Source organism: Streptomonospora wellingtoniae, assembly GCF_031845375.1.
In the GTDB taxonomy this organism is placed as follows: domain Bacteria; phylum Actinomycetota; class Actinomycetes; order Streptosporangiales; family Streptosporangiaceae; genus Streptomonospora; species Streptomonospora wellingtoniae.
On record NZ_JAVREK010000011.1, the window covers coordinates 88,372 to 112,406 of the forward strand.

General features: G+C 71.1%; 50 protein-coding genes. 5 read left to right on the plus strand and 45 right to left on the minus strand.

What is annotated here, in order from left to right; all coding sequences use genetic code 11:
- Positions 1-197 precede the first annotated feature (197 nt).
- From RM446_RS12425 to RM446_RS12505, 17 genes are all read right to left on the minus strand, one after another.
- Complete coding sequence (locus RM446_RS12425) at positions 198-539, minus strand: hypothetical protein (protein ID WP_311545404.1); 342 nt, start codon at positions 537-539, stop codon at positions 198-200.
- Positions 536-781, minus strand: a complete 246-nt coding sequence (locus RM446_RS12430) for a hypothetical protein (RefSeq protein ID WP_311545405.1) — start codon at positions 779-781, stop codon at positions 536-538. The genes RM446_RS12425 and RM446_RS12430 overlap by 4 nt, the downstream gene beginning before the upstream one ends.
- Positions 778-1,023 (minus strand): hypothetical protein, encoded by a 246-nt coding sequence (locus tag RM446_RS12435; RefSeq protein WP_311545406.1) that lies wholly within the window; start codon positions 1,021-1,023, stop codon positions 778-780. Before RM446_RS12435 ends, RM446_RS12430 begins: the two co-directional genes overlap by 4 nt.
- 213 nt (positions 1,024-1,236) lie before the next feature.
- A complete protein-coding gene (locus tag RM446_RS12440) occupies positions 1,237-1,905 on the minus strand; it encodes a DUF433 domain-containing protein (RefSeq protein WP_311545407.1) in 669 nt (222 codons plus the stop codon).
- Positions 1,898-2,284 carry a hypothetical protein gene (locus RM446_RS12445; RefSeq protein WP_311545408.1) on the minus strand — a complete coding sequence of 129 codons (387 nt, stop codon included), beginning with the start codon at positions 2,282-2,284 and terminating at the stop codon, positions 1,898-1,900. The genes RM446_RS12440 and RM446_RS12445 overlap by 8 nt, the downstream gene beginning before the upstream one ends.
- The gene (locus RM446_RS12450; RefSeq protein WP_311545409.1) at positions 2,281-2,532 is read right to left on the minus strand and encodes a hypothetical protein; all 252 of its coding nucleotides are present in this window, start codon (positions 2,530-2,532) and stop codon (positions 2,281-2,283) included. The genes RM446_RS12445 and RM446_RS12450 overlap by 4 nt, the downstream gene beginning before the upstream one ends.
- Positions 2,525-2,728 carry a hypothetical protein gene (locus tag RM446_RS12455; RefSeq protein ID WP_311545410.1) on the minus strand — a complete coding sequence of 68 codons (204 nt, stop codon included), beginning with the start codon at positions 2,726-2,728 and terminating at the stop codon, positions 2,525-2,527. Before RM446_RS12455 ends, RM446_RS12450 begins: the two co-directional genes overlap by 8 nt.
- Entirely contained in the window at positions 2,721-2,957 is a 237-nt protein-coding gene (locus tag RM446_RS12460; protein WP_311545411.1) for a hypothetical protein, read from the minus strand. The genes RM446_RS12455 and RM446_RS12460 overlap by 8 nt, the downstream gene beginning before the upstream one ends.
- Before the next feature lie 63 nt (positions 2,958-3,020).
- Positions 3,021-3,254 carry a hypothetical protein gene (locus tag RM446_RS12465; RefSeq protein ID WP_311545412.1) on the minus strand — a complete coding sequence of 78 codons (234 nt, stop codon included), beginning with the start codon at positions 3,252-3,254 and terminating at the stop codon, positions 3,021-3,023.
- Positions 3,251-3,664, minus strand: a complete 414-nt coding sequence (locus tag RM446_RS12470) for a MazG nucleotide pyrophosphohydrolase domain-containing protein (RefSeq protein WP_311545413.1) — start codon at positions 3,662-3,664, stop codon at positions 3,251-3,253. Before RM446_RS12470 ends, RM446_RS12465 begins: the two co-directional genes overlap by 4 nt.
- A gap of 23 nt (positions 3,665-3,687) precedes the next feature.
- Positions 3,688-4,032 carry a hypothetical protein gene (locus tag RM446_RS12475; protein ID WP_311545414.1) on the minus strand — a complete coding sequence of 115 codons (345 nt, stop codon included), beginning with the start codon at positions 4,030-4,032 and terminating at the stop codon, positions 3,688-3,690.
- Positions 4,029-4,835: a hypothetical protein gene (locus RM446_RS12480; RefSeq protein WP_311545415.1), complete on the minus strand. Its 807-nt coding sequence runs from the start codon at positions 4,833-4,835 to the stop codon at positions 4,029-4,031. The genes RM446_RS12475 and RM446_RS12480 overlap by 4 nt, the downstream gene beginning before the upstream one ends.
- Before the next feature lie 178 nt (positions 4,836-5,013).
- Entirely contained in the window at positions 5,014-5,172 is a 159-nt protein-coding gene (locus RM446_RS12485) for a hypothetical protein (RefSeq protein WP_311545416.1), read from the minus strand.
- Positions 5,169-5,492 carry a hypothetical protein gene (locus RM446_RS12490; protein WP_311545417.1) on the minus strand — a complete coding sequence of 108 codons (324 nt, stop codon included), beginning with the start codon at positions 5,490-5,492 and terminating at the stop codon, positions 5,169-5,171. Before RM446_RS12490 ends, RM446_RS12485 begins: the two co-directional genes overlap by 4 nt.
- Positions 5,489-6,133 (minus strand): ATP-binding protein, encoded by a 645-nt coding sequence (locus RM446_RS12495; RefSeq protein WP_311545418.1) that lies wholly within the window; start codon positions 6,131-6,133, stop codon positions 5,489-5,491. The genes RM446_RS12490 and RM446_RS12495 overlap by 4 nt, the downstream gene beginning before the upstream one ends.
- A 2-nt stretch (positions 6,134-6,135) precedes the next feature.
- Positions 6,136-7,086, minus strand: coding sequence for a hypothetical protein (locus RM446_RS12500; protein WP_311545419.1), 951 nt, complete (start codon positions 7,084-7,086; stop codon positions 6,136-6,138).
- Between the two features lie 24 nt (positions 7,087-7,110).
- Positions 7,111-7,986: a GIY-YIG nuclease family protein gene (locus RM446_RS12505; protein WP_311545420.1), complete on the minus strand. Its 876-nt coding sequence runs from the start codon at positions 7,984-7,986 to the stop codon at positions 7,111-7,113.
- A gap of 111 nt (positions 7,987-8,097) precedes the next feature.
- On the opposite strand from RM446_RS12505, the gene RM446_RS12510 reads away from it, so the two are divergent.
- A complete protein-coding gene (locus tag RM446_RS12510; protein WP_311545421.1) occupies positions 8,098-8,307 on the plus strand; it encodes a hypothetical protein in 210 nt (69 codons plus the stop codon).
- Positions 8,308-8,406: 99 nt separating this feature from the next.
- On the opposite strand, the gene RM446_RS12515 is transcribed toward RM446_RS12510, so the two are convergent.
- The 9 genes from RM446_RS12515 to RM446_RS12555 form a co-directional block, all read right to left on the minus strand.
- Positions 8,407-8,724, minus strand: a complete 318-nt coding sequence (locus RM446_RS12515; protein WP_311545422.1) for a hypothetical protein — start codon at positions 8,722-8,724, stop codon at positions 8,407-8,409.
- Positions 8,721-8,867: a hypothetical protein gene (locus RM446_RS12520; protein ID WP_311545424.1), complete on the minus strand. Its 147-nt coding sequence runs from the start codon at positions 8,865-8,867 to the stop codon at positions 8,721-8,723. The genes RM446_RS12515 and RM446_RS12520 overlap by 4 nt, the downstream gene beginning before the upstream one ends.
- On the minus strand, positions 8,864-9,352 hold the full coding sequence (locus tag RM446_RS12525; protein ID WP_311545425.1) for a hypothetical protein: 489 nt from the start codon (positions 9,350-9,352) through the stop codon (positions 8,864-8,866). The genes RM446_RS12520 and RM446_RS12525 overlap by 4 nt, the downstream gene beginning before the upstream one ends.
- A 59-nt stretch (positions 9,353-9,411) precedes the next feature.
- Positions 9,412-9,807, minus strand: coding sequence for a hypothetical protein (locus tag RM446_RS12530; RefSeq protein ID WP_311545426.1), 396 nt, complete (start codon positions 9,805-9,807; stop codon positions 9,412-9,414).
- An 82-nt stretch (positions 9,808-9,889) separates the two neighbouring features.
- A complete protein-coding gene (locus tag RM446_RS12535) occupies positions 9,890-10,186 on the minus strand; it encodes a hypothetical protein (protein ID WP_311545427.1) in 297 nt (98 codons plus the stop codon).
- A complete protein-coding gene (locus RM446_RS12540) occupies positions 10,186-10,752 on the minus strand; it encodes a hypothetical protein (protein WP_311545428.1) in 567 nt (188 codons plus the stop codon). The genes RM446_RS12535 and RM446_RS12540 overlap by 1 nt, the downstream gene beginning before the upstream one ends.
- Complete coding sequence (locus tag RM446_RS12545) at positions 10,749-10,883, minus strand: hypothetical protein (protein WP_311545429.1); 135 nt, start codon at positions 10,881-10,883, stop codon at positions 10,749-10,751. Before RM446_RS12545 ends, RM446_RS12540 begins: the two co-directional genes overlap by 4 nt.
- 64 nt (positions 10,884-10,947) lie before the next feature.
- The gene (locus tag RM446_RS12550; RefSeq protein ID WP_311545430.1) at positions 10,948-11,187 is read right to left on the minus strand and encodes a hypothetical protein; all 240 of its coding nucleotides are present in this window, start codon (positions 11,185-11,187) and stop codon (positions 10,948-10,950) included.
- 9 nt (positions 11,188-11,196) lie between these two features.
- Positions 11,197-11,559, minus strand: coding sequence for a hypothetical protein (locus tag RM446_RS12555; protein ID WP_311545431.1), 363 nt, complete (start codon positions 11,557-11,559; stop codon positions 11,197-11,199).
- Positions 11,560-11,665: 106 nt separating this feature from the next.
- Here RM446_RS12555 and RM446_RS12560 point away from each other — a divergent pair, with 106 nt between their 5' ends.
- Positions 11,666-11,878 carry a hypothetical protein gene (locus tag RM446_RS12560; protein ID WP_311545432.1) on the plus strand — a complete coding sequence of 71 codons (213 nt, stop codon included), beginning with the start codon at positions 11,666-11,668 and terminating at the stop codon, positions 11,876-11,878.
- 100 nt (positions 11,879-11,978) lie between these two features.
- Here the strand turns inward: RM446_RS12560 and RM446_RS12565 are convergent, their stop codons facing one another.
- The 18 genes from RM446_RS12565 to RM446_RS12650 all read right to left on the minus strand — a co-directional run bounded on the left by RM446_RS12565 (position 11,979) and on the right by RM446_RS12650 (position 19,938).
- Entirely contained in the window at positions 11,979-12,284 is a 306-nt protein-coding gene (locus RM446_RS12565; RefSeq protein ID WP_311545433.1) for a hypothetical protein, read from the minus strand.
- Positions 12,285-12,343: 59 nt separating this feature from the next.
- Positions 12,344-13,129: a hypothetical protein gene (locus RM446_RS12570; protein ID WP_311545434.1), complete on the minus strand. Its 786-nt coding sequence runs from the start codon at positions 13,127-13,129 to the stop codon at positions 12,344-12,346.
- Positions 13,126-13,575, minus strand: coding sequence for a WhiB family transcriptional regulator (locus RM446_RS12575; protein ID WP_311545435.1), 450 nt, complete (start codon positions 13,573-13,575; stop codon positions 13,126-13,128). The genes RM446_RS12570 and RM446_RS12575 overlap by 4 nt, the downstream gene beginning before the upstream one ends.
- Positions 13,572-13,856, minus strand: coding sequence for a hypothetical protein (locus RM446_RS12580; RefSeq protein ID WP_311545436.1), 285 nt, complete (start codon positions 13,854-13,856; stop codon positions 13,572-13,574). Before RM446_RS12580 ends, RM446_RS12575 begins: the two co-directional genes overlap by 4 nt.
- Entirely contained in the window at positions 13,856-14,236 is a 381-nt protein-coding gene (locus RM446_RS12585) for a hypothetical protein (RefSeq protein WP_311545437.1), read from the minus strand. The genes RM446_RS12580 and RM446_RS12585 overlap by 1 nt, the downstream gene beginning before the upstream one ends.
- Complete coding sequence (locus RM446_RS12590) at positions 14,233-14,577, minus strand: hypothetical protein (RefSeq protein ID WP_311545438.1); 345 nt, start codon at positions 14,575-14,577, stop codon at positions 14,233-14,235. The genes RM446_RS12585 and RM446_RS12590 overlap by 4 nt, the downstream gene beginning before the upstream one ends.
- Before the next feature lie 87 nt (positions 14,578-14,664).
- Positions 14,665-15,066: a DUF6248 family natural product biosynthesis protein gene (locus RM446_RS12595; protein ID WP_311545439.1), complete on the minus strand. Its 402-nt coding sequence runs from the start codon at positions 15,064-15,066 to the stop codon at positions 14,665-14,667.
- On the minus strand, positions 15,066-15,317 hold the full coding sequence (locus tag RM446_RS12600; protein WP_311545440.1) for a hypothetical protein: 252 nt from the start codon (positions 15,315-15,317) through the stop codon (positions 15,066-15,068). Before RM446_RS12600 ends, RM446_RS12595 begins: the two co-directional genes overlap by 1 nt.
- The gene (locus RM446_RS12605) at positions 15,314-15,598 is read right to left on the minus strand and encodes a hypothetical protein (protein ID WP_311545441.1); all 285 of its coding nucleotides are present in this window, start codon (positions 15,596-15,598) and stop codon (positions 15,314-15,316) included. Before RM446_RS12605 ends, RM446_RS12600 begins: the two co-directional genes overlap by 4 nt.
- Positions 15,595-16,827 (minus strand): recombination directionality factor, encoded by a 1,233-nt coding sequence (locus RM446_RS12610; protein WP_311545442.1) that lies wholly within the window; start codon positions 16,825-16,827, stop codon positions 15,595-15,597. Before RM446_RS12610 ends, RM446_RS12605 begins: the two co-directional genes overlap by 4 nt.
- Entirely contained in the window at positions 16,827-17,690 is an 864-nt protein-coding gene (locus RM446_RS12615) for a hypothetical protein (protein ID WP_311545444.1), read from the minus strand. The genes RM446_RS12610 and RM446_RS12615 overlap by 1 nt, the downstream gene beginning before the upstream one ends.
- On the minus strand, positions 17,687-17,962 hold the full coding sequence (locus tag RM446_RS12620) for a hypothetical protein (protein ID WP_311545445.1): 276 nt from the start codon (positions 17,960-17,962) through the stop codon (positions 17,687-17,689). Before RM446_RS12620 ends, RM446_RS12615 begins: the two co-directional genes overlap by 4 nt.
- A complete protein-coding gene (locus tag RM446_RS12625) occupies positions 17,959-18,291 on the minus strand; it encodes a hypothetical protein (RefSeq protein ID WP_311545446.1) in 333 nt (110 codons plus the stop codon). The genes RM446_RS12620 and RM446_RS12625 overlap by 4 nt, the downstream gene beginning before the upstream one ends.
- On the minus strand, positions 18,288-18,530 hold the full coding sequence (locus tag RM446_RS12630) for a hypothetical protein (RefSeq protein WP_311545447.1): 243 nt from the start codon (positions 18,528-18,530) through the stop codon (positions 18,288-18,290). Before RM446_RS12630 ends, RM446_RS12625 begins: the two co-directional genes overlap by 4 nt.
- Positions 18,531-18,674: 144 nt before the next feature.
- Positions 18,675-19,103: a hypothetical protein gene (locus RM446_RS12635; protein ID WP_311545448.1), complete on the minus strand. Its 429-nt coding sequence runs from the start codon at positions 19,101-19,103 to the stop codon at positions 18,675-18,677.
- Positions 19,103-19,378 (minus strand): hypothetical protein, encoded by a 276-nt coding sequence (locus tag RM446_RS12640; RefSeq protein WP_311545449.1) that lies wholly within the window; start codon positions 19,376-19,378, stop codon positions 19,103-19,105. Before RM446_RS12640 ends, RM446_RS12635 begins: the two co-directional genes overlap by 1 nt.
- A gap of 87 nt (positions 19,379-19,465) precedes the next feature.
- Positions 19,466-19,681 carry a helix-turn-helix domain-containing protein gene (locus RM446_RS12645; protein ID WP_311545450.1) on the minus strand — a complete coding sequence of 72 codons (216 nt, stop codon included), beginning with the start codon at positions 19,679-19,681 and terminating at the stop codon, positions 19,466-19,468.
- A complete protein-coding gene (locus RM446_RS12650; protein ID WP_311545451.1) occupies positions 19,678-19,938 on the minus strand; it encodes a helix-turn-helix domain-containing protein in 261 nt (86 codons plus the stop codon). Before RM446_RS12650 ends, RM446_RS12645 begins: the two co-directional genes overlap by 4 nt.
- A 230-nt stretch (positions 19,939-20,168) precedes the next feature.
- On the opposite strand from RM446_RS12650, the gene RM446_RS12655 reads away from it, so the two are divergent.
- The 3 genes from RM446_RS12655 (at position 20,169) to RM446_RS12665 (ending at position 22,581) form a co-directional block, all read left to right on the plus strand.
- Complete coding sequence (locus tag RM446_RS12655) at positions 20,169-20,729, plus strand: hypothetical protein (protein ID WP_311545452.1); 561 nt, start codon at positions 20,169-20,171, stop codon at positions 20,727-20,729.
- Positions 20,730-20,981: 252 nt separating this feature from the next.
- The gene (locus tag RM446_RS12660) at positions 20,982-21,326 is read left to right on the plus strand and encodes a hypothetical protein (RefSeq protein ID WP_311545453.1); all 345 of its coding nucleotides are present in this window, start codon (positions 20,982-20,984) and stop codon (positions 21,324-21,326) included.
- 115 nt (positions 21,327-21,441) lie between these two features.
- Entirely contained in the window at positions 21,442-22,581 is a 1,140-nt protein-coding gene (locus tag RM446_RS12665; RefSeq protein ID WP_311545454.1) for a tyrosine-type recombinase/integrase, read from the plus strand.
- Between the two features lie 14 nt (positions 22,582-22,595).
- Here RM446_RS12665 and RM446_RS12670 read toward each other — a convergent pair whose 3' ends face one another.
- The gene (locus RM446_RS12670; RefSeq protein ID WP_311545455.1) at positions 22,596-23,870 is read right to left on the minus strand and encodes a class I SAM-dependent RNA methyltransferase; all 1,275 of its coding nucleotides are present in this window, start codon (positions 23,868-23,870) and stop codon (positions 22,596-22,598) included.
- Positions 23,871-24,035: the final 165 nt, after the last annotated feature.

Below are 24,035 nucleotides of genomic sequence, written 5' to 3' on the forward strand. Positions count from 1 at the left end.
GTTTATACTGGTCTGCGCCTACCGCTTTCTCCTTTCTGCAGGTGAGTGGGGGGTTATTCGGGTGGGGCCTGCGCTGGGGGGCGCGGGCCCCGTTTTTGTCTGCGGGCCGGTTTACGCTGATCGTGTCCCCGTTCGGGGGCATCAGGTTTGCGGGGCCAGACATGGGGGCCGTCCGGGTGGAACCGGGCGGCCCCTGCTCATGCCTCCTCGACCCCTTCCGGCGCCACGAGTGCGGCGCGGATCTCCTGCGCGAGGCGCCTGGTGTCGCCGTCCGCGTCGCCCCACTGGTCGAGGACGACGCGGACGCGGGTGAGCTTGTCGCGCTCGGTATCGATCGGGGTGGCGTACTTGGCGAGCATCGCGTCGATATCGATGCGGTTCTCGTGGCCGAAGTGGCAGGCGGCGTAGGCGTCGTCGCTGTCCTGGGTGATGGCTCCGGTGGCGAGTGGTGCGCCGCAGGGGCCGTCGTTCATGAGGGGACTGGGTCCGGTGCAGCGTTCGTCGTGGAGAAAGCTCTCGGGCATGCGGTAGCTGGTCACGTCGTCTCCTTGGTGAGGGTGTCTGCCTTGAGTCCGGTGATGGGGTCGGTCTGGTAGGTGCGCCGCCATCCGAGCGGGAGTGTGCGCGGCAGGCTGTGGCACTCAAAGGCGTGCCACCGCCCGTGCTCGATGGGGCTCGGCGTGGTGGCCCGGCAGGTCCAGCACTCCCACAGCGGCGTGTCGGGCAGCCGCCGGTAGAGGTGGCCGGCGATGGGGGCCGCGGTGTCCCACGGCGACATCACGCGGCCTTCCTGATGCGGGCGAGCCGGTCACGGTCGGCGTCGCTGACGGGGTGACCCCACACGGGGTGTCCGTCGATGGTGCGGCGGACGATCTCCATGCCGCGGTCGGCGGGGTCGTGGCAGACGGTTTCGCGGCCGCCTTGGTCCTGGTGCTTGTCGAAGGTGGACGGGCGGGTGAAGACGCGGTGGCACTTGGGGCAGATGCACCCGGAGGTGCCGGGCGGTGTTGGCCGATGGGTCATGGCTTTCCTTTCGCTGTTGCGGGTTGAGGGACTGAGATTTGCGGGCCTTTCGGGGGGTGCCGGGTGTCCCTGGGTGGGTTGGGGGTGTTGTGGCGTCTGTGTCGCGCCGCGGGGCCGCCCTGGGTCATGGGGCGGCCTGTGTCAGCGCGGGTCGGGTGTGCCCGCACCGGAGCGGATCTCCTCGCGGGTGTAGCTGGGGGTCATGGGTGCCTCCTACTCGTCGTCCACGGGGCCCTCCCCCGCGAGCCTCTGTGCGCGCCCGTGCGGACACGGCGGATCGGTCTCGAACCAGCCGTGCGCCTGGCAGTAGCCGTGGTGGTCGTGCCAGCACGGGTCGGGGTCGGCGAGGTCGCGCACCAGGGCGCGCAGCTCCGCCCGGTCGGACTCCCACGCCTGCACGATCCGCTCGGGGTCCCCGCCGGCGTGCGCCTCGACCTCGGTGCGCGGGTCGGTCTCGGTGGCGGGGCGGGCGCGGCGGTCAACGAACCGGTTGGCGAACGCCAGCGCGGCCCGCGCGCCCTCCTCGGTGACGGTCGGGTAGTCCTCGCAGACCTCATCGGCGGGCACGTTGACCATCAGGGACACCACCTGCTCCACCGGGACGCGGGTGCCGCCCACACATGGAGTGCCGGAGCGGATGCCGGGGTGGACCCACACCGCGCCGGAGAGGTCCGCGGCCTGGGCGCTCAGCCGTTCCAGTTCGGGGTCCGGGCGTCCGGCGTCGGCTTCCCTGGCGGCGTTGACGCCGGCCACGATCTCCGCGGCCAGCTCGGGGGTGTCGACCGACCCGATGAACGTGTCCGTGTCGGACGCGGTGTCGCCAGCCTGTTCGTAGAGGGTCCTGTGGACCTTCCTGCCAGCCCGCAGGCGGTGCTCACTCATTGCTGCTCCTCGCTTCGTCGATGGCGGCGAGTGCGCGCATCATGCCGCCGACCTCGCAGTAGGCCCGCCACCAGCTGTTGCCGGGGTGGCCCTGGTCCGGGGTGTGCTCGGTGATCCCGTTGCGCATGGTGTGGTCGGGGTCCATGTCGTCGATCTCGGCGGCCAGGTCGGTCCGGGCGCGGGCGAGCGCGGCGCGGGATTCGTCGCGTTCACGGCGGGCCTTGGCCTCCAGGGCTCGCATGTCTGCGAGGGAGTTCTCCCGCGCGGCGATCTCGGGGCCGACGACGCCCATCACCGCGTCGGTCCAGTCCGCGTCAGGGTCCGGGTGCATGGCGGCGGAAGCGAGCGCGTCGGCGATGCGGTCGCGCAGGTCACTCATCGGTCGGCCTCCTTGCCCTGCGCGAACAGGAAGACGGCACCCGCGCACGGGCTGCACAGGTCGAGTTCGGTGTACGAGAGGCGCGCCTGGTCTCCGGGGTCCTCCGGCATCCAGCGGAACCGCCACATGTTGAATCGCAGCCCGTAGCGGATGGCCTGCTTGCGGAGCAGGGCCTTGTTCACCCAGCCCTCATCGGGAGCCTTGGGGATGGGGTTCCGGCAGCGGGTACACGTCTTGGGGTCACTCATCGGTGGTCTCCTCGATCTCGGGCAGGTAGGGCGCGGCTTCGGGGTGCGCTGCGAGGTACTCGGCGCGGTGCGCGTCCATGCGGTGCAGGGTCAGCAGCCCGGCGGCAGACGCGCCGCCGATGCGGGTGTGCCCCCTCCAGTCGCACAGGGCGCAGGTGACGAGGCCGGTGATGTCGTAGGTGCCGATCTCACTCATCGGTGGTTCCTCCCAGCAGCGCGCGGGCGACCGTCTCGGCGGTGGTCCACATGCCGTGTCCGCCTTCGTGGTCGCGGTAGGGGGCGAGCCACGCCATCGTGTCCGCGACCGCGTCCAGGTGGTCGGCGAGTGCGCGGATGCGGGGGTCGTCGTCGGCGCGGGCCTTGTCGACGGCGTCTTGGAGTAGTCGGGCTTGCGGCCACTGGGTGCGGGTCGGGTTCTCGCTCAAGGTGTCCTCCGTGGTTTCGTGGTGTCGGCGCACCGGGCCGGGTCCAGCGGTCCGGTGCGCCCCTCATGCGTCGTCGGTGTCGGCCATGTACTCGGCGACACGCAGAGCGGCGGCCTGCCACTCGGCATCGGTCCGGTAGTGGGAACGCAGCGCCCCGACGGCCGACAGCAGCGCCTCTTCGAGTTCGGCCCGGTCGAGGTCGTCCAGTCGGGCGCGGATGCGGTCGAGTCCTTCGGTGTGGTCGTCGGCGAGGGTGGCCAGCTCTTGCACGGCGGCGAACGACTCCCGCGGGGTCATCGGTCCGCTCCTTCGGTGTTGTGGTGCCGTTCCAACCGGGACGCGGCCTTCTCCCTGATGGCCTGGTCGACGTCGACGCCGTACAGGGCGGCGATGCGGTGCAGCAGGATCCCGACGTCGCCCACCTCCTCGGCGAGGTTGGCGCGGTCGCCGGTGCGGGTGGCCTTCGCCAGCTCCCCGACCTCTTCGCACAGGTGCGCCACGCACTCCCGCGGCGACTGGCCGTCGATGCCCATCGCCTCGAACAAGCGGGCGACCACCGTGGCCGTAGACGACTCACGCGCCTGCTCCAGTTCGTGCTCCAGTTCCTCGATGCGCGCCCAGGCGTCGGTCCGGTCCTGGTGATACATGCGGTTGAAGTGAGCGAGGCTCCTGACCTTGGCCTCCAGCTCGGCGGCGCGGTCCGTCATCGGGTGATTCCTTTCGGGGTGGGTCATAGCGGCCGCCCGTTGAGCCAGAGGACGCCGCGGCCTAGGCAGGATCCGCATTCCACGGTGTCCGGGGAGTCGTGACGCTCGTGCTCGCCGAGCCCGTCGCAGTCCTCGCACCGTGCGAGGTCTTCGGTGTCCTCCTGGAAGTGGCTGGCGATCCGGGCGGCCTGATCGGTGGTGGCGGTCACGCCGTAGCAGTCGAAGGCGTTGACGATCGCGGCGTCGAGCTCGCGGTCGTAGGGCGGCGGCAGCCGCCGGGCCACATGGGCGGAGTTGTAGAGCCCGGTGACGCCTTCGGTGGTGGCGGCGGCGCGCAGTTCGTCGCCGGTGATGCGGTCGATCCTCACGGGGTGGCTCCTTCCAGTTCGGTTTCGGTGGGCAGGCATCCGCAGCCGCCCCAGTCGTCGAAGTCGATGCGCGGCTGGGCGTGGTCGCGGTCCTCGATGCGGCGGCGCAGCACCGCCAGCGGCAGCGGATGCTTGATGCCGCCGCGGATCTCGGTGAGGTGGGCGACGTCCCCGTGCTCGCCGCGGAACTCCTCCTCGGCCTGCTCCGCCTTGGCGTAGCGGTCGGGGAACTGGCGCAGGGTCAGCGCCCACTGGGCCTGCCCCGCACGCACGCACACACCGCCGCAGTTGTTGTGCGGGTAGCCCAGGTCGTACATGCGGGGCGGGGTGAGGCCGCGGCGGCGGGCCTCATCCATCCACCCGCGCTTGTCGACATACGGGGGTTCGCACAGCGGCGCCGATGCGGTCCAGGGCTGGTAGGCGCGTTCGATGGCGGCGATGCGGTGCATCTCGGTCCAGTCGATGCCGACGTGCACGGTGGTGGTGGCCGGGTTGGTGTGCTCCTGGAGCCACCGGCGGCACGGGCGCTGCTTCAGCAGCTTCGAGCACGGGGCGATCCGGCTGTTGCCGAGCCACTTCTCGTCGGCGTTCACCTGGGTGGGGGTGCGGCCGTCGGAGACCACGGTCAGCTCCACGCCGATGTCCGCGGACGCGTCGCGGTTCCACCGGTACAGGTCGGGGTCCTCGGCCTTGGTGTCGGCGAACAGCAGCACCAGACCATCGGTGCCGTGGGTGTCGGCGATGCGGCGGGCGGCGGCCCAGGAGGTGATCCCGCCGGACCACATGACCACGTGGGTGCTCATCGTGCGGCTCCTTCGGTTTCGGCCCGGCGTCGGGCGGAGGCGGCGGTCAAACAGGCGGGGTGGCGGACACGGCCCGCACCCACCGGGCGGTCGCACTCACGGCACGTGAGGCTGCGGCGCTTGCGCTCCAACGCAGCCGGCGGGACCGGGAGCACCAGGGCGACAGGCAGCGGCGCGGTCACTCGTCCGCCTCCCCGTCGCCCTCCAGCGCGGCCAGCAACTCCCGCTGCCGCACCATCCACGCCGACGGCCCATCCACCGGGGTCGGCGGCGGAGGAGGCGGCGCGAACCGCTCACACTCCAGCCGCTCCAGCAGCGCCTCCTTCGCCGGGCTCACGGCGCACCCCCCTCGCGGCGCAGCGCCTCCTCGTAGAGCGCCGCGGCCTGCGCCCGAAACGGGGACTCGTTGCGGCGAGCCAGCATGCTCTCGCCGATCTGATCCAGCGCCGGCGCGATGTAGCCCGTCCACTGCTCCGGGCGGGCGAAGGCGAGCGGCTGCTCGCACAGCCGTGCAGCCAAGTCCGGGTGGCGCAGCACCAGCCGGCGCCGCTCCTCGTTGGTGGTGGTGTCGATCTCCACGCCGCGGCGGTTCGCGCGCACCGCCAGCTCCCGCATCAGCGCCAGGTCGGCGGGCATCCCCACAGGCTTCACGCTCATGCGGCCCTCCCCCGCCGGTCCTGGCCCTCCAGCACCACCCGCGAGGTCATCTCCCGCAGCCGCGAGTTCACCCGCTCGCCGAGCTTCGTCTTCAGCTCGTTGACCGGCACGTTCGACGTGATCAGCGTGGGCATGACCCGCTCGTAGCGGTGGTTGATCAGCCGGTAGTTGATCTCCTCGGTCCACTCGCTGTCTTTCGCTGCCCCCAGGTCGTCGATCACCAGCAGCGGGGCGCCCGCGATCTCGCGGAACTCCGCCTCGGAGTCCACCTGGTGGCGCGGCCGCAGCCGCGCGTAGATGTCGGCGGCGGTGGACATCTCCCACCGCAGCCGCACCCCGGAGGCCGCCAGCGCGTTCATCGCCCCGTAGGCGAGGTGGGTCTTGCCGGTGCCGGTGGGCCCGAGCAGGGTGAGCGAGGGCCCGGACTCCACGGCCACGCACACGCCGCGCTGCTCGGTGACGGCGTGGGTGACGATGTCGCGGACCCACTGTGCGATGTCGGGGTGGTCGGCGGTGGCGTCCTTGTAGCGCAGGGGGATCTGCTTGGTGATGCGCTTGGCGGCCTGCTCGCGGGACTCATCGACCAGGTAGGGGTCGTAGTCGTCGGTGAGGTCTTCGACGCGGATGATCGGGTCGGGCACGGTTACCACTCCTCGGTGTAGGCGTTGGGGTCGGTCGGGTTCTGGAACGGCTGGTAGCCACCGGAAACGGCTTGGAGGTGGCGTCCCTGGTCGCGCTGGGCTTGGAGCCGCAAGGTGTCGTACTTCTCGCGCAGGGTCGGCATGGCCTGCACGTTGGCCATCCAGAAGGTGTCGTCTTGGCACCAGTCGATGGCGGTGTGGATCTGGTCCTCGGTGCGGCCGTCGCGGTCGAGCATCAGGCGGGCGGCGTCGCGCCAGCGCTTGGTGATGGTCACCAGGTGGGCGGGTTTGCCGTTGTCGGTGACGCGTTTCTGGAGGTGTGCGCAGAGGCGCTCGACGTCGTCGCGGACCGCGGTTTTGTCCGTAACGCCGTTACTCTCACCCGTGGAATCCCCGACGTCGTCTGAAGAAGTACGAAGTACTTCTTCCGTGGGGTTGGGGTTGGGGTTGGGGGCACCCGTTACGGTGCCGTTACGTGACGCGTTAGTAACGGCGTTACGGTTCCCGTTATCCCCGGCCTTTTTCTTGGCTTCGCGCTCGGCCTTGCGGCGCTCCCGCCATGCCTTCTGACGTGCGGCGTTGTTCTCGCGACCCGCTTCGATCTGCTCGCGCGAACCCTGATAGTCCAGGTAGTCGTGGACCTCGTAACCGCCCTCGACTTCGTGCCAGAGGCCGGTGTCGACGAGCAGTTGGACGGTGTTGCGCGCGATCGCGGGCGTTAGGGCCGCGTTATCCGTAACGTTAGTAACGGCGTTACGGTCCGCGTTGCGGACCGCCTCCACCACGTCCTCGAAATCCAACAGCCGCAGCGCGGTCTTGCGCGGGATGAAGCCGTCGGTCAGATTGCGGTTGCACCACGCGAGCCCGGCCGCGAACAGCGCGATCCCAAGCGACCCCGCCTTGTCGAACTTCGGGTGGTCGTAGAAGTCGTCACTGAGACGAACCCAGGCCATTCGGTCTCCCCCGGTAGTGGATGGTCAGTGGTTGTGGCGGACGAGTTCGCGCCAGCGGAACTCGCTCGTCGGAGCGTTCTGGGGTGTCCATGTGCCAAGTCGCCGAGCCACCGCCAGTTCGATAACTGCGCGGCAGTCGATCGGGAGCGGGAAGATTGCGTCGCGGCCGGTGGCTTGCTGGGCCCATTCGAGGCACTCGCGACCGTCGCGGACCGACGACAGAAACCCGGAGAGGGCTTCGAGGTCGCGCCCTTCGGCGTCCACGACGTCTTGTGCGATCTCGAAGGCGCGGATAGTGAACTCGTGTGCATGCGCGCGAGCCATCTCCGGCTCGGCGCGGGCCTGCGAGCTGAACTGTTCGATCTCGGAGGGGATGAACGCCGCGAGGTAGGTGTGCGCGTCGTTCAGGTTCTCGATCTCGGACGAGTCGAGTTGTCCCGGATAGGCGGGGAGATGCTCGGTGAGCACTGAGTCTTCAACCCAGCTGAACCCCTCGGCCGCGTTGGTGATCTCGCGGTAGCTGTAGCCCAACCCCAGGGCTTCATCGACCCGGTCGGCGACTTCCTTGAAGAAGGTCTGATCGACTCGCCGGCCACCTGTGGCGGCGATGGCCGCGTTCATGTGGACGTGGTCCTCGTAGCTGAACTCGTCTTCGTCGCTCGCGGGAGTGTGCTTGTCGCGGACGTTGTGGAGCGGGCTCTCGATGCGAATGGCGCGCTTCTCAGCGGACAGAACGCTGTCGCGGTCGTCGTACCAGTCGACGGTGATTCCGCGGATCTTGGTCCACCAGTGCTTTTCCTTGGCGTGTTCGGTGAAGCGGCGCCCGGGGTCGTTGGTGATCCCGGTGTAGAGGAGCTGACCGCTGTCGCTGTAGAAGCGGTACAAGGCGTGCTTGGCCACGTGCCTCTCCGGGGTAGGCGTGTATAGTACGAACTGAGTACACGTTACCAGATCACGAACTGAGTTCGTCATAATAGGGAACCCGGTACGTGATGTGACATCCTGAAAGGCATGAGTGACCCGATGAGCGTCAAGCTGGCGGAAGCTGCACGGACCTACCGCGAAGCCCCCGACAACCTGAAGGCGACGATCCTGGAGGCCGCAGAGCAGGGCATGAAGCCTGCCGCGATCACACGTGCGATCGACCACGCCTATACGGCGGACTACGTCGCGCGGCTGATCCGGGAGCACCGCCAGGCGAAACAGGAGGCCGATTCCTGATGCGAGGCAGCACGAGCCGACCCCCGTGGGGGTCGGCTCTTTCGTGTGCTCGGTCAACGGCTCTCCTTTGAGCGGTGCGGCGGGGGCAGGGCCGCAGGGTCAGGCGGCGCGCAGCGCGGCGAACCGGTCGGGGTGGGCGTCGATGTCGCGGACGAATTCGCTGATGGCGCGCAGGTCGCCAGTGAGGTCGATCTCGTCGGTGTCGTCGACGATCACTTCCATGGCGTTGACGTAGACCCGTTGGTGGCTGATGGCGCTGAGGTGGCGGGCGAGGGGGCAGCTGCATCCGTTGCGGGGCTGGCCCGTGGCGCCGGCGTGGGCGAGCGCTTGGCCGATGGCTTGGGTGCGCTCGTAGTCCCAGGCGTGTTGGTTGGCTGCGGCGGCGAGGCGGGCGAGTTCCGCGGCGACGGCGCTCATCCGTCGTCGTCCTCGGTGAAGCGGCCGGATCGTTCGGCGCGGGTGCGGTCTCGGGTGTCGGCGTCGGCGCGGAGTTCGTCGACGGCGCCTTCCTCGGGCCAGGTGGGCTCGTCGTAGTCGTCGTGGTCGGGGTGCGTGCTCATGCGCGGTCCTTCGTGGTGCGTTCGTAGGTGCGGTAGGCGCGGGCCGCCCACCGGTCCACGGGCCGCCACCCGTCGGGGGTGATGTGGGCGCCGTGGACAGCACACGGGCCGGTGTCGGCGGGTGCTGAGCAGGTGGCGCACACCCGCGGGCCTGCGGGGCGGCCGTCGCCGTGGGGGTAGTGCTCCACGTAGGGGGCGGGCAGGGTGTCGACGTCGATGGGTGTGCCGGGGCGGCGCCACACGTGGGTGCGGGGGCCGAGGGTGAGTCCGACGGTGCGGGATGCGCTGCCGCGGCTGACGATGGTGAGGTCGGTGTTGCCGTAGCTGCGGCCGAGGTGGATGAGGGTGGTGGTGGGTGTGTCGGGGGTGGGTTGGGCGTGGGTGCGGTGGGGGGTGCCTGCGTCGATGCCGTAGGGGGGTGTGAGGATGGCGATGGTGTCGCCGGGGGTGAGGTCGGTGGCGGGGATGCGGGTGTAGTCGTGCATGTGGTGCTCCTGGTGCGTGGGTGGCCGGGCGGTGGCGGGCCCGCCCGGCGCGGGTCGGGTCAGCGGGCGTTGGCCATGAGCGCGTCGACTTCGTCCTGGGTGGCGCGGCGCAGGTGGGTGATGGTGACCCCGGGCGCGGGCGGCAGGTGGAGCGTGGCGGTGCGGCCGTCGTCGGTGGCCACCCCCACGGCGCCGGGCAGGATCGTGCGGATGGTGACGTCGTGGACGCCGTCGTAGGCGTCGATGCGGATGCGGTCGCCGACGCCGTAGCGCACGGGCTCCATGTCGGCGATGTGGTCGCGGTCGACGTGGACCATGTCGCCGTCGGGGGTGATGATGCGGACGTATCCGGGGCGGACGGTCCACAGGTGGCCGCTGGTGGTGGTTCCGTCGGTGTGGGTGAGGGTGACGTCGTCGCCGAGGTGGGGGACGTAGGGGTCGTCGCTGGGCTGCATGCGGGTCTCCTCTTGGTCGGGTGTTTCTGCGTGCCCGCCCCGCGCGTTGCTCGCGGGGCGCCGGCTGGGTCCGGGCGGGCTGTCAGGCGGTGTTCTGGGAGAGCTGGGCTTCGAGTTCGGCCACGCGGGCGCGGAGCCGCTGAACCTCAGCGGAGGGGCCTTCGGGCTCGATCTCCAGGTCGGTATCGGTGTCCAGGTCGAGAGCGGACACCAGGTGCATTTCTTCGCCGAGTTCGAGTTCGTGGCGCTGTCCCCACCCGGCGCACTGGTGGCAGAGGCGGGGGATCTCGACGGTTTCGGCGGCGGTGGTGACGTCGTCGGCGGTGACGGTGACGACCAGGTCGGCGGGGAGGACGAACGTGAGGTTGTAGGTGGCCATCAGCCCTCCTCGGTGGTGGGGGTGTCCTCGTCGGGCAGGGCGCGGATGATCGCGGGGAACGTTGACGGCCGAAGCTGATCGGCTTCGGCCACTGCCTTCGCGCACCTCTCGCGCTCTTCGCGGCGGGCGGCGGCGATGCGGGCGTCCGTCTCGTCGCGGAGCAGCGCGTCGTAGTCCGAGCCCGCTTCGAGCTGCTCCCGGAGCTGGTCCCGCTGAGCGCGATAGTCCTCCGCCCACGCCCGGTTGGTGTCCGCGCGCACCTGGAGGCCGCCGATGGTGGCCTGCGCGATCTCCAGGAGTTCGCCGAGGTCGGCCCCGCTGAGGTCATCGCCCGGATCGGCGAGCAGGGTGCGCAGGGTGCGGCAGGTGTCCGCGTTCTCGGCCAGCAGGGCGGGCACGTCGGCGCGGGCGTGGCTGATGAACGTGCGGTCGGCAGGGGTCTCGGCCTTGATCGGACCGTATTCGTCGCGACCCCACAGGGTTCGGCCGTCGTAGGCCCACGGCCCGGGGGTGGCGGCCTGTTCGCGGGCGGCTATGGCGTCGAGGTCGGGGCGGGCGGCGGTCACTTCTGCGCTCCGTCCGTCAGGCCGCTCTCGTAGGCGGCGCGCTGCTCGGGGGGCAGGGACTCGGGGTAGAGGGACTGTCCGCCCCACTGGCCGTCGGAGAGGCCGTGCTCGTAGGCGTCGCTGGTGTCCATGTGCTCCTCCAGGTGTGTCGGGTGCTCCCGCCACCGCCCCGCGGGCGGCAGCGGCAACCACCGGTCAGGTCAGGCCTTGGAAGGCCTCAAAGGTCTCGGCGAGATCCAGCAGCTCCCCGTGCGTGCCGCCCGCCGCGATGCGGTCCCGCAGCGCGCCCAGGATCAGCTCGCGCTGGGCGTGGGACAGCGGCAGCTCGACCGTCCCCGGGGCAGGGGGGAAGTCGGGGTCGCAGTAGTGGTCGCAGTCGGGGCACAGGTGCGGCGTCAGCGCGTCCAGCAGCGGCACCGGGGTGGGCTCGGGCATCAGGACTCCTCAGGGGCGCGGGGGGACGCGGGGGACGATGTGGGGGTAGGCGGCCTCAGCCACCGCCCGCGGGTCGGGGTGGCGCAGCCCGGCGGGGCGCAGCGCGGCGACGCACCAGGTGAACGTCCACACGCACCACCCGGGGCCGCACTGGTGGTCGGGGCCGCCGGGCCCGTCGGACCAGACGAGCCACACGTTCCCGGACATGCCGTGGCGGCTGGGGATGACGACCTGGCCCCATTGGCGGCCGAGGTCGGCGGCCTCTTCGGGGGAGTCGACGCGGACGTCGCCGTGCAGGCCCAGCTCGCGGAGGTGGCGGGCGACCTGGTGGATGTAGGCGTCGACCTCGGCGGGCGGCTGGTCGTGGGACATGTGGTGCTCCTTGTCAACTCTGTTGCGCTCTAAGTTGACATTAGCCCGCCCTCGTGCGACTGTCAACTTAGTTCCGCTTAGAGGTCCGCACAAAGGACGTGACAGCATGGCAGTCATGGCACGAGACGAGATCCGCGAGCTGCGGGAACTCCGCGACGAATACGACCAGGTCCGCGAGCGCCTCATGCGGGCGATCACCGAAGCCATCGAGCGCGGCGAGCCGAATTCACGGATCGCCCGGTCGGTGGACTGGTCGCGCGAGTACATCGCGAAGCTGCGCCGAGAAGGCCCGAAGGCGCCGCGAGGCGAGGGCCGGTAGTTCGGCCCCCGCCCTCTCCCCCGGCCTGCGCGCCGGGCGTTTCGTGTGCCCACAGGCACCTCCTGCGCCCGGGGCGGTTGGCCCCGGGCGGCTCGTCGGGTCAGGCGTCCAGCACCGTGTAGGTGGTGGTCCGGTAGTCGTCGGGGCGGTCGTCCAGCAGCTCGGCCTCGCCGTCGCCGTCCTCGCCCACGGCGCCCTCGTAGGTGCCGCGCTCGATCGCGAACACGACGTCCGTGCGCTCCTGCACCAGCAGGTAGACCGGGGTGGTGTCGCCCTCGCCGTGTCCCAGCGCGCGGCCGGTGCGGGCGTAGTCGGCCTGCTCGGCGGCGAGCATCCCGGCGACGTCGACGGGCGGGGTCCATCCCTGGTCGATGAGCTGCTGGCGCTGATCGGGCGTGAGTTCCATGTGTCCTCCTGTGGTTGTGTGGGTGTGCGCCCCGCCGGCCAGACCCCGGCGGGGCGTCCTCAAGCCGCCCGCTCGTGCGCGGACATGCGGCTCTGCGACCGTGCCCGCTCCCTCGCGTAGCGGCGGCGCTTGTGCTCCCGCGCCCCAGCGACGATCAGCGGCGACGGGTCACCCTCGGCCCGCGCGCGGGCGCACCGGCCCAACTCCGCGTCGCCCATCGCCTTCACCCGCCGATCCAGCTCGGCAGACAACTCGTCCTCGGGCAGGTCGATGAGGTCGGCGTCCCAAGCCAGCGGCGGCAGGAACCCGAGCTGCCGCGCCTTCCCCGCGGCGACCTTCGAGGGGCCGGGGGCCATGCACAACTCCTCATAGGCCCGGGCGACGCGGGCGGCCAAGTCGAAGCTCAAGCGCCGCGACGGCTGCATGAGGGCCTGCAACGACCGCGGATTCACCCCGGCCCGCCGCGCCACCTCCGCGGCGGGCCAGCCCATCCACGCCAGCGCCTGCACGCGGCGGCGGGTGCCCGCGGAATCGGTGCCGCGGTGCGATCCGCGCGGCTCCGGCGGCACGCTCAGCAGCGCTTTCTCGGTGTCGGCGCGGACGTGGCGTCCTGGCCCGTCGGTGGCCACGCGCAGCGGCACCCACGTGGACAGGCCGGCGGCCTCACCGATTTGCTGCCAGGTCCAGCCGAGGTCGCGCAGCCGCCGTATGTGGGCGCGGGCGGGGGCGGCGTCGCGCCACCCGCACAGGCCCATGCGCAGGCGTTTGCGGTAGTGGGATTCGCAGTAGCCGCGGGTTTGGACGGGCTCCGCGCAGTCGCGGTGGCGGCAGTCGGGGGCGCTCATGCGGCGGCCCCCCGGTGCCCGGTGCGGCGGGACCCCTGCTGGTAGCAGGGCAGGCAGCGGCGGTACCCGTGCTTGTCGGTGCGGGTATTGGCCTCGGTGCGGGGGTGCCCGTAGGCGCACGTCTGCGGCCGGGACGCCAACTCGCCGCGGCGCATGCGGGAGCGGCGGAGGGACGCGCGCTCGTCCTCGTTGAGGCCAGCCCAGGTCCCGTACTTCTCCGGCTTGGCGATGGCGTATTCGAGGCACTCGGTGCGGACCGGGCACTGCTGCTGGCAGATGGCCTTGGCCTTCTCCTCGCGGACCTCACGCTGAGGCAGCCGCTCCCCGTCGGGGCCGAAGAACAGCTCCAGGGACTCGCCCTGGCAGGCGGCGTGCTGTGCCCAGTCCCACCGGGACCGAGCGGCCAGGTTCGCGGTGCCGGGCTCGTGGGCGCGGTAGCCGGTCATGCTGCACTCCTCTCGTAATCAGTCGCCGTGGCCGGTGACACGCCGATGCGGCGCGCCGCCTCAGGCGGGGTCATGCCGGCTGCGCGCGCCGAGGCGTAGGCGCGGACCCGGTCCTCCTTCGGGCCGATCGCCAGGGCGTACAGCTCGGCCTCGGTGAGCGCGGCGGGCCACCGGTGCACCCGCCGGCGGGCGCGCTCGTGGGTTTCGCAGGTCGCGCACAGCTGCCGGCAGGCGTGAGGGCGGGCGTGTCCGCAGCGCACGCACACGATCAGGCGGGCCATCACACGACCTCCGTCACGATCAGGTCGATGCGCGGCCCGGCGGGGTCCTTCTCGCCGGCGACGAACGCCACGGACACGACCCGCTTCGAGTCGTCATCGGCCAGCAGCCGGGCGTCGACGATCCCGTCGATCGCGGCCTTCACCGTCGGCTGGAGGTTGTGCGGGTCGAAGCGCGCGTTGGTCTTGGGGTGGATGACCGCGGTGATCTGGGCGCGCTCCATCGGGGCCTCGCGCAGCGACGTGGTGACCCAGGCGGCGGTTTCGCGGATCAGGCGGGTGCGGCGGCGCCACACCGACCAGTGCATCCGCTGGTTGGAGTTCAGCCGCGGCAGCCGCGGCAAGGCCACGGTCACCGTGCGGCCAGTCTCGGTGGCGGTCACTGGCCACCCCCGAACGCGCCGTCGATCAGCGTCCCGGCGGTCAACCGCTGGCGGCGGGCCTCGGTCAGCGCCTGCTCGGCGAGCTTCTTGTGGGGGCCGGTGACGATCTCCAGGTCGGCGATGTTCAGGCGGACCTCGCGGGCGACGTAGTCCATGTCGTCCTCGGTCTTGATCTCCTCGGACCGCTTGCCGGACGTGAAGCGGACGACAGCGACCCATTCGCCGGGGTGCTCGTCGCCGTCGTCGGAGGCGCCGAACTTCTCGAACATCTGGTTGGCGTAGAGCGCGACGGCTTCGGCGGAGTCCTTTGGGAGCTTGGAGTTGAGCTTGATCTCGGGCATCAGGTGTCCTTTCGTGTGCGGCGGGGGTTGGCGGGTGTGCGCCGCCCGGGCCCCCGCAGTCCCGGGCGGCGCGTTCCAGGGGTGGCCTCAGAAAAGGGCGGGCTGCTCCGCGCACACCGGGGCGCGCACGGGGCTGCGGCGCGGTAGCCGCGCCCGCTCGGGTTTGCGCACCGGCTCGGTCGCGGGGCGCTGGTGGCAGTCGCACGGGCACAGCCACCGGCACCTGACCGGCGCCAACCACAGCTCCACCGGCGCCCGGCGGGGGGTAGGCCAGTACAGGACGTCAGCGTTCGCGTCGGTCACATACGCCTCGGGTTTCAGATCACCGCTTCCGCCCTGGCAGCGGTCGTGGCGCCCCGCCTCGCAGTGCCCCGTCTGCCCGAGCTGGCACCCGCACAGGTGCGTTGGGCCGGGCAGGGCGTCGTGTTGGCGCCGCATCCGCGGTGTCCACGCGGTGGCGCGCACCCACTCGGCCGTGGTGTCGTCCATCACCGCCACCCCCATTTCCGGGGCATCCATTCGTGGTGGCCGATCTGGTCGGCGTAGCGGACGCCGTGGCCTGCCTGGGAGGTGCCGCATGCGCCGCACGGGCGGACCTCGGGTTCGGGGCTGGCGGTGCGGGTCGGGCGCCCGCGCATGTGGATCACACCGGCCGGCCGGTCTTCCGGCTGCGGCGGGGCCGCGGCCTCCGGCAGCACCCAGTCCCGTGCGGTAAGCAGCGGCTGCAGGATGCGCCTCATGAGGCACCTCCCCGGCGGGTGCGTGCGAGCGCGGACTGGGTGCGCCCCAGCTCCTTGATGAGGTCGCTGATCCGCTCGTGCGCGGCCGTGCGGTCGGCGGGGTCGAAGGTGTCCCAGTAGGTGTCCAGCGCCGCGTGCGCGGCCCTGTACAGGTCACCGCCGGCCTGGTCGAGGTGGAGCGACGCCTCGGAGATCGCGGCGTGGATCTCGCCCGGAGACAGCGGCACCTCGGCGGGGGCCGCCGCCCGCACGGGGCGGCGGCCAAACAGGCGGGCGATCACGACGCGTCCTCTCCGTCGCGGGCCGCCTCAGCGGCGTCGCAGTCGGAGACCATGGACGCGATGACCGCGTCAGCCTCGGTCACCGCCAGCTCGCGTGGGTCGCCCACCGGCCGCCCCAGCACCCGGGAGGCGTACTCCAGCGCGCCCTTCGGCAGCGACAGGCCCATCTGCTGCGCGAGGTCGGCGATGCGCTGCCGCTGCTGATCAGTGACCATCGGCTCGCCCTCCTCCGGGGCGGGTGTCGCGGCCTGCTGGCGGGCGGCCGCGGCGCGCTGCTTCAGCACCTCGATGACCGGCCCCGCCTCCGCGGCCGTCAGCTCCGTGCGAGAGGACACCTCGCGGCCGATGATGTGGGAGATGCCCGCCATCAGCTCGTCGTGCTGCTCGTCGCCGAACCCCGCCCGCTTGGACGCGATCGCCAACGCCTTCAACTGCTCCTGGCCGATCGGCGGGACGTCCTCATCGGGCTCGGTCCGGCCGGCCCCGATCGCCGCGGCCTTCTCCCCCGAACCCACCTGCGCCCCGGAGCCCGGCGACACCTGACCGGCCGGGGTGAAGTTCGGGATGGACCCCCGCAGCACCTCACCGGAGGTGGCGCCGATCAGGCCCATCGTCACGACCGGGAAGTGCTTCGTCTGCCCGGCCGCCACCCGCGAGCGCTGCTCGATGGAGACCCGCACCGGCAGCACACCGGTCGGCTGCGCATTGCGCAGCAGGTCGTAGGTGCCGCCGATCTCGGAGGTGGCGTAGTAGGAGTGGGTCTCCACCCGGTAGGTCCCGATGTCGGGCATCCCCGGCAAGATCACCTTGAGGCGGGTGGTGGCCTTGCACACCTGCTCCTTGGGAGCCGTGTTGTAGAACTCCTCGCCGAACTCCTGGGTGCACAGGCACGGCTTCCCGGAGAGCTTGTCCTGGACGCCGTCGCAGCGGCGCTGCGCGCCGCCCCGCGACCACATCTCATAAGCCGACGACAGGACGTTGTCGCCCTCGGGCAGCAGGCAGTCGATCGCCGAGGCCGTGGTGATGACCCGGTACTGCTCGCCGCCGTTACCCAGCGGCTTCCACCGCTCGGGGGTGCCGCCCCACAGCTCCGCCGCGGCGGCAACGAACTCCTCGGACGGGCTGGTGAAGATCCACGTCTTGGACTTCACGGGGCGGTTGCGTTCGGTGTAGCCGGTGCGCAACCGGCCCAGCTCGCGGACCTGCCGGTCGATGGTGAGGATCTTCATCAGGCGGCCACCTCCGAGGCCTTGGCCTTCTTCTGGCCGGGCTTGTACTTCCAGTCGTTGACCGGCTTGTAGGGCTTGAGGTCGAGGGCGTGGACGTAGCGGGACGTTGCGGTGATGTGCGTGAACGCCTCGAACGCCTGCTCGTCGCCGGGCAGCGGCACGAACCCGTACCGGTCCGCCCGCAGGTTCAGCACCGCGGTGCCGACGAACTCCGGCACCGGGTGCTCGCCGTCGAGGGCGTCCAGCGCGGTCTCGGCGTAGCGCAGCGCGGCCAGCTGCAGCGGATACTCGGCGTAGACCACCGAGGGGAGCTTGGTCAGGCTGGTCTTGGCGTCGATCAGCCACAGCCCCGGCTCGACCCCCCACGATTCGGGGGGTTGGCGCAGGTGCACCCACAGGTCCGCGGTGCCGCCGTAGCCCAGGGTGCGGTTGAGGACGGTGACCTCGGCGGCCTCCACGTCGCGGAGGATGTCGATCCCGGCCTCGGCCAGGAACCGCCGGTACTGGTCGACGAACGGCTCGGCCTCGGGGTCCGGAGCCGCGGGCCGGTCCAGCACGTGGGACTCGGCCAGGTGGTGCACCCGAGTGCCCAGGTGCGCCTTGGTGTCCCACAGGTCCCGGTAGGCGGCGCGCGCGGCCTTCTCGAACTGGGCGCGCTCGAACGGGTCGGCCATGGCGCCGGCCGCCTGGTCGAGGTTGGCCATCATGTACTTGACCGTCTCCGTCGCGGCGGCCGGCGCCAGCGCGGGCTTCGCGAGCTGCTGCAGCGCGTTCGTGACACTGATGAGCAGGTCGCCCGAGCGCGGGTCGGTGTAGTAGCGGCCGTTCTCGCCGTCGTCGTTCGCATGCTTCGGGGTGGTCACTGGTGGTCCTCCATGAAGTCGGTGGGCGAGGCGGCTTCGCAGGCCGCGGCGTGCGCCCGCAGCTCGCCGTAGACCTCGCTGATGCGCTGCTGGATCAGCTCCGCGGTCCCGATCAGCGCCTCCGTGCGGGCCAGCGCCGCCCGGTAGGTGGCCTCGCCGTCGGTCATCTCGACGTAGTGCTGGCGGGCCTCGACCTCCAGCCGGCGGGCCTGCTCGAACAGATCGAGGGGGTCGGCGGGGTCGGAGTCGCGGCGGTACCCGTCGTGGCTCATCGCTCCTCCATGAAGTCGGCGGGGCTCGCGTCGCGCAGCCGCTTGGCCAGGGCGTCCATCGCCACGGCGCGGCGGTCCACCGCGCGGGCGGCCAGCACCAGCGACTCCGACGTCTGCCGGCAGATCCCCACCGCGGCCAGCACCCGGGCGGAGCGGCGCGGCACCCACCCGGCGGCGTCGGCCTCGGCCAGGGCCGTGTCGGCGTCGTCGCAGGCCTGGCGGAGCGTGGCGACCAGGCGGGCCAGGTCGTTGGGGGTGGCGTCGTGGGTGGTGCGGCCGGTCAGGCCACCGAGCCAGAGTTTGATCAGGTTGAGCAGGGTGCGGATCATCGGGGCTCGTGCCTCCCCTCGCGGGTGCCGTGGTCGCCGCGGATGAAGCCCTTGCGCTCGGCCGCCGCGATGATCTGGTCGGCGGCCTTGAGGTGCTGGTCCAGGCGCTTGATCTGGGCGTCGCGGTCCTCCAGCGAGCCCACGTACCAGGCGCGGGTCAGCAGGAAGGTGAGCGTCGGCAGGATCAGGCCGATCACACCGATCCCCGCCATCGCGGTGTAGGCGTACAGGTCACCCATGGCGCACCCCCAGGTCCGGGGCGTGGACCGTGCCGGTGCCGACACACGTCGGGCACGGTGAGCCGTCCACGCGGGTACCGCCGATACAGCGCGGGCAGTCAGCCGACGCGGACAGCGCGGCGAGTGCGAGGAACACGGTCGGGGTCATCGCGCGTCACCCCCGTGGAACGTGGCCACGTGGTCGTCGGCGCCGCGCCGCTCCAGCGCCACATCCACCAGCCCGTGATGGGTGTGGCAGTGGCGGCGGCAATGCCAGAACGGGCCGTCCTGGGGGTTCTCGCCGACCGCCATGTACGACGGCAGCCCTTCGGAGGCGCGCGCGTCCACGCCGGCGGGGGCGGCCACGTGGTACGAGAAGTGCGCACTGCGCAGCCCCTGGCGGGGTGCGGGCGCGGGGTTGGTGTAGATCGACGCGAGCCGCAGCAGCGAGCACACCCCGTCGACCACGTCGTCGTCCCACCCGGCGAGCCAGGAGAGGATCTTGTCGTCGTGGGCGGAGAGCGCGTCGGCGGGCACCTGGGAGATGGCGTCGCGGATGCGGGCGGCGAAATCCGGGCGGGTCGGGGTAGCCATCACCGGCCACCCCCCGCGCGAACCTCCAGCTCGGCGTAGCGCTCCGCGACCTTCTCCCACGCGGCCGACATGGCCATCGCCACCTCGCGCTGATCCGCGGGGTCCGCGTCACCCAGCTCGTTGACCTGCAGCACGTCGCCGCGCCGGTCGCGGATCACGATGATCGGGTAGCCGTGGTCGCCGTTCTCGTCGTCGACGTAGCAGTCGCCGGGGGTCGTCACCAGCTTGGTCGCCTTGGTGGCGCCGAGCGGTCCGAGATCGTGGACAATACTCATTGGGGCCTCATCTCTCCTTCGTGGATTCCTGATTGGGGCCTCTGGCGTCCTGTCGGTGGCCTCCGGCAGGGCGCCGTCTTCATGCGGTCAGGCGATGGACCGCGTGTTGCGGTCGATGTGGCGGACCAAGTCCTCGTGGCGGATGCGCGTCCGCGTCTTCTTCGCCCCCTTGCGCGCCACGTTCACCAGGCGCGGGAACTCGCCGGCCGCGACCATGCGGTAGACGGTGCGCTTGGAGACCCGCAGCTCGGCGGCGGCCTCAGCGATCGTGTACAGCTCCCGGTGCGCCTGCGCGGGGGTCATGACGCCACCTCCTCGGCGTCGGGAGCTTCGTCGCCGATGGGGTCGAGGAGGATCGCCGCGGCGGGCACGGCCAGCGCCTGGGCGATCCGGTTGAGGGTGCGCACCGACACCGGCTTCTCGCCGCGCTCGATGTACATCAGGTGTGTGTGCGATCGGAGTCCGGCGCGCCGCGACAGCTCGGCGAGGCTGTAGCCGTCCTTCTCTCGCAGCGCCTGGATCGCGGCGCCGTTCGCGCGGACTGTCGTGGTCTTGGGCATATAGAGACAGTATGAGACAACGTGAGTTGGCGCAAGGCTGTATGCGGTTGCAGTTGAGAGGAATTGAGCGAAGCGGAGTACTGTGCAGGGCTGTCTCAGAGACGGACATACTGTCCGGGGTGCCACAAAAGGCTTACCTTGCCGGGGTCTACACTGTGCTTGCAGTCTCTGTGTGTCTCCATCAGACTCAGGTAATGGCACGACAGCACTCGGTAACCAAGGAGCGACCGATGTCCCCGACACAACAGGTGTGGGAGAGGCTCGCCGAACTGCTCGTGCAGCAGCGCGGGCGGATCGACTCAAACGCCCGGCGCTTCGCCGACTCCACCCGCCTCAACTACCGGCTCATCTACGACATCGAGCACGCGCGGCGCACCAACTTTCGGCCGGCCAAGCTCGCTGAGATCGAGCACGCCTACCGGCTGCGCGCCGGCGCCATCACCGACCTACTTGAGGGCCGCGCCGAGACGCTGGAGCCCGACAGCGGCACGGCCGACTTCGCAGGTACTGCCGCCGAGGACAGCAGGGGTCACATCAAGGGCGCTCCGATGCTGCGCCCGAATGAGGAGTTGAGGTGGGAGCCGCAGGACCCATCCCTCCCGGGGTCGCCGGCGATCCGCTACACCTACCGGTGGACCTCACCCGAGGACCCGGCGGACTACATCGAGTCCTCTAAGGGCATGGATCCGGAGCGTGATCCGCTGGAGGTCGCCAAGATCTTCCGGGATCAGCTCGCGAAGGCCTACGGGGGCCGGATTCTGGACACCCCGGAGGACGCGCGAAACCCCTAGACCACCCACCCGACAGACACATAGAGTCACCGCCCGTGGACCGCTGGGGACGCCCGTCACCAGCGGTTTTCTATGTGCCGGATGTGGGCGCCGCGACCTGCGCGTATGCCGGTTACCCGCGAAAATCCCCCAAGCCCCACTAGATGCCACCTTTGCCGCAGGGTTACTCTGAGTGCCCCAATCCCCCGAACTCCCCCCGGGGGCAAGGGCTCAGCCGAAACCCGACCGAGGGGGAAAACATTGCACACCGGCGTGCATGCGCAGCCGCGCTTCCCTGAATCCGACCAGCACGTCGACCTCTGGGTCGACGCCGACCACCTGACCGACCCCGACCGCGACCCAGTCCGCATCGACTGGATCGGATCATCCGGTGTCTGTATCACCGGTCATACCGGGCTCTACGCCGCCGACATCTGCCGCCATGTCGTCGCCGTACTGCCCGACCCGCACCTGAGGGCATGGCTCGACGGCTACGGAGCCTGGCACGTCACCCTCGACCACGTCCGCCGCGACCCGCTCGGCGCCCTCCAGCCGTGGCTGTGGCTGCCCGTACAGCGGCGGATCATCCCGCCACGGCTCCGCTGGCCCGGAGCCTGACGACACCGCGGGCCCCCTGCCTGGGAGGGACAGGGGGCCCAGTCATGTGCGCGGCCTCTCCCCCGCTGACACCAGATCCGGGCACAATAGGAGACCCCGACCCCGAGGAGCCGCCGTGGCCTACATCCGCAAACTCCCCTCCGGGAAGTGGCAGGCCACCGTCTGGGGGCCCGGGCACGGGCACGACCGCCCCCGCTACACCAAGACCGACCCGCTCAAGTCCGTTGTGAAGAAGTGGGCCACGGCCAAGGAGAACGAACTCTCCCGCGACGAGTGGATCGACCCTGCCACTCAGAAGATTTTGTTCCGCGAATGGCAGGAGAAGTGGTGGGACGCCCGCGTCGTGGACTCCGAGGAGACCGAGCGTGGAGACGGCGGCTGCTTCCGCAACCACATCCTCCCCCAATGGGGGAACTGGCCCCTGCGCAAGATCCGCCGCCTCGACGTGCAGGCGTGGGTGCGCGACATGGAGCAGCGGGGCGTGGGTGCCTACGCGATCCGCCGCTCGTTCAACCTGTTCGTGTCAGTGATGGGCGACGCGGTCACCGAGGGCATCATCGCCGCGACCCCGGTACGTGACATCGACCTGCCGGACACGTCCCCGAAGGCGCCGGCGTGGTTCACCCGCGATCAGATCGACCGCATCCAGGCCGAGCTTCCGCAGGGGCATGCGGTCATGACGGAGCTGATGGTGATGTCCGGGCTGCGGTGGGGCGAGGCGGCCGGGCTGCGGGGCACGGCGGTGGACTGGCTGCGGGGGCGGGCCACAATCCATGGCACTTTGACGCAGCAGGGCAAGTGGAAGGACCACCCGAAATCGAAGCGGTCGCGCCGGGAGGTTCCGGTGGAGCGGTACGTGCTCGACGACATGGCGCCCCTGATGGTCGGCCGCTCTCCGGACGACTACGTGTTCGTGACCGTGCGGGGGGCGCGCCCGCTGTCGGGGGCGAACTGGCGGGTGAGGTGGTACCAGGCGATCGACGCGGCCAACACCCGGATCGCCGAGGAGAACGCGACGCGCCCGGCGGACGACCAGATCGGCGCGGTCCCCTACTATCACCCTCACGACTGCCGCCACACGTGTGCGTCCTGGCTGGTGCAGAACGGGGTGCCGCTGTATGACGTCCAGAAGCTGCTGGGCCATGAGAACGCGCAGACGACGCAGCGCTACGCCCACCTGGCCCCGGACGCCCATGGCGCCATCGAGGCCGGGTGGGATAGACTCCGTGACGCACGATTGACGCACGACATGTGAATAGAGGCTTGAATCTAGTCTCTGACCAGCATCGCAAGGATCTCCACGTGGTGGGTCATGGGGAACGAGTCGAACGCGCGCAGCTCGGTCAGCTCGTAGCCCTCCTCCACGAACGCCGCCAGGTCGCGGGCCAGCGTCGCCGGGTCGCAGGAGACATAGGCCACCCTGCGGTTGCGCAGCTCCGAGAGCTGCCGCGCGACGACCGGTCCCGCGCCGGTGCGCGGCGGGTCCAGCACGGCGAAATCCACACGCATGTCCACCCACTCGCGCAGCTGCGCTGCGGTGTCGGCGTGCTCGACGCGGGCCCAGGGCATGTCGCGCAAGTTGTGCCGGGCGTCGCGCACGGCCTCGGCGTCGCTCTCGACACCCATGACGCGCCCCTCGGGCCCCACCGACTCGGCCAGCGCGGCGGTGAACAGTCCAGCGCCGCAGTAGAGGTCCAGCCCGGTCTCTCCCGGCTGGGGCTCCAGCGCCTCGGCGACCGCGCCGGAAAGCACCTCCGCCGCCGACGTGTGCACCTGCCAGAACCCGGCGGCGCTGACGCGGAACTCGCGCCCGCCCGCGTTCTCGCGGATGTGGCGGCGCCCGCGCACCTGCTGCACGCGGCCGTTGCGGAACCGCCGCAGCAGCGCCGCGGACGCCTTGGGCTCGGGCAGCGGGGGCAGCTTGGCGCCCTCGGGGGTGACCACCAGCGCGGTGTCGCGCGTGCCGGCCGAGGCCACCGCCTCGACCTCGCGCACCTTGGGCCACTCCAGCTCGGCGACACCGAGCGCGTCGACGCGGGGGTGGGCGATGCGGCAGCGGTCGATCGGCTCGATCTCGTGGGAGCGGTGGCGGCGCAGCCCCGCCCGGCCCGAGGAGTCGACGGCGAAGCGCACCCGGGTCCGCCAGCCCAGGCCGTCGGGGGCGCCGGGCAGCTCCTCCACCTCGACGTCGCGGTCGATCTTGGCGATGCGGCTCAGCTGCTCGGAGACGACCCGCCCCTTGAGCCTGCGCTGGGCCTCCAGCGACGCGTGCTGCCAGTCGCAGCCGCCGCACCTGCCGGGCCCGGCGAACGGGCAGGGCGCCTCGACGCGGTCGGGCGAGGCCTCAAGCACCTCGACGGCGTCGGCGCGCAGGAACCGCGAGGTCTCCTCGGTGATCCGCGCGCGCACCAGCTCGCCGGGCAGAGTGTGGCGTACGAAGACGACGCGCTCGTCGTGGCGCGCCACGCACCACCCGCCGTGGGCGACGCCGTCGACGCGCAGCTCCAGTTCGGTTCCGGCGAGGCCGGACGCGGAGGCGCGCATGGCGGCGTTCTGATTTCGGGCAGGGCTCAACGCAGACGACCTCCGGGAGAGACGGGTGGATGACGGGTGAGTTCGGGCTTCGCGCGGGTGACCCCCCACGCCACCGCCCATCTTCGGGACACTCTAGCCGAGCGTGCGCACCGCACGGGGCCTCAGCAGCCGCAG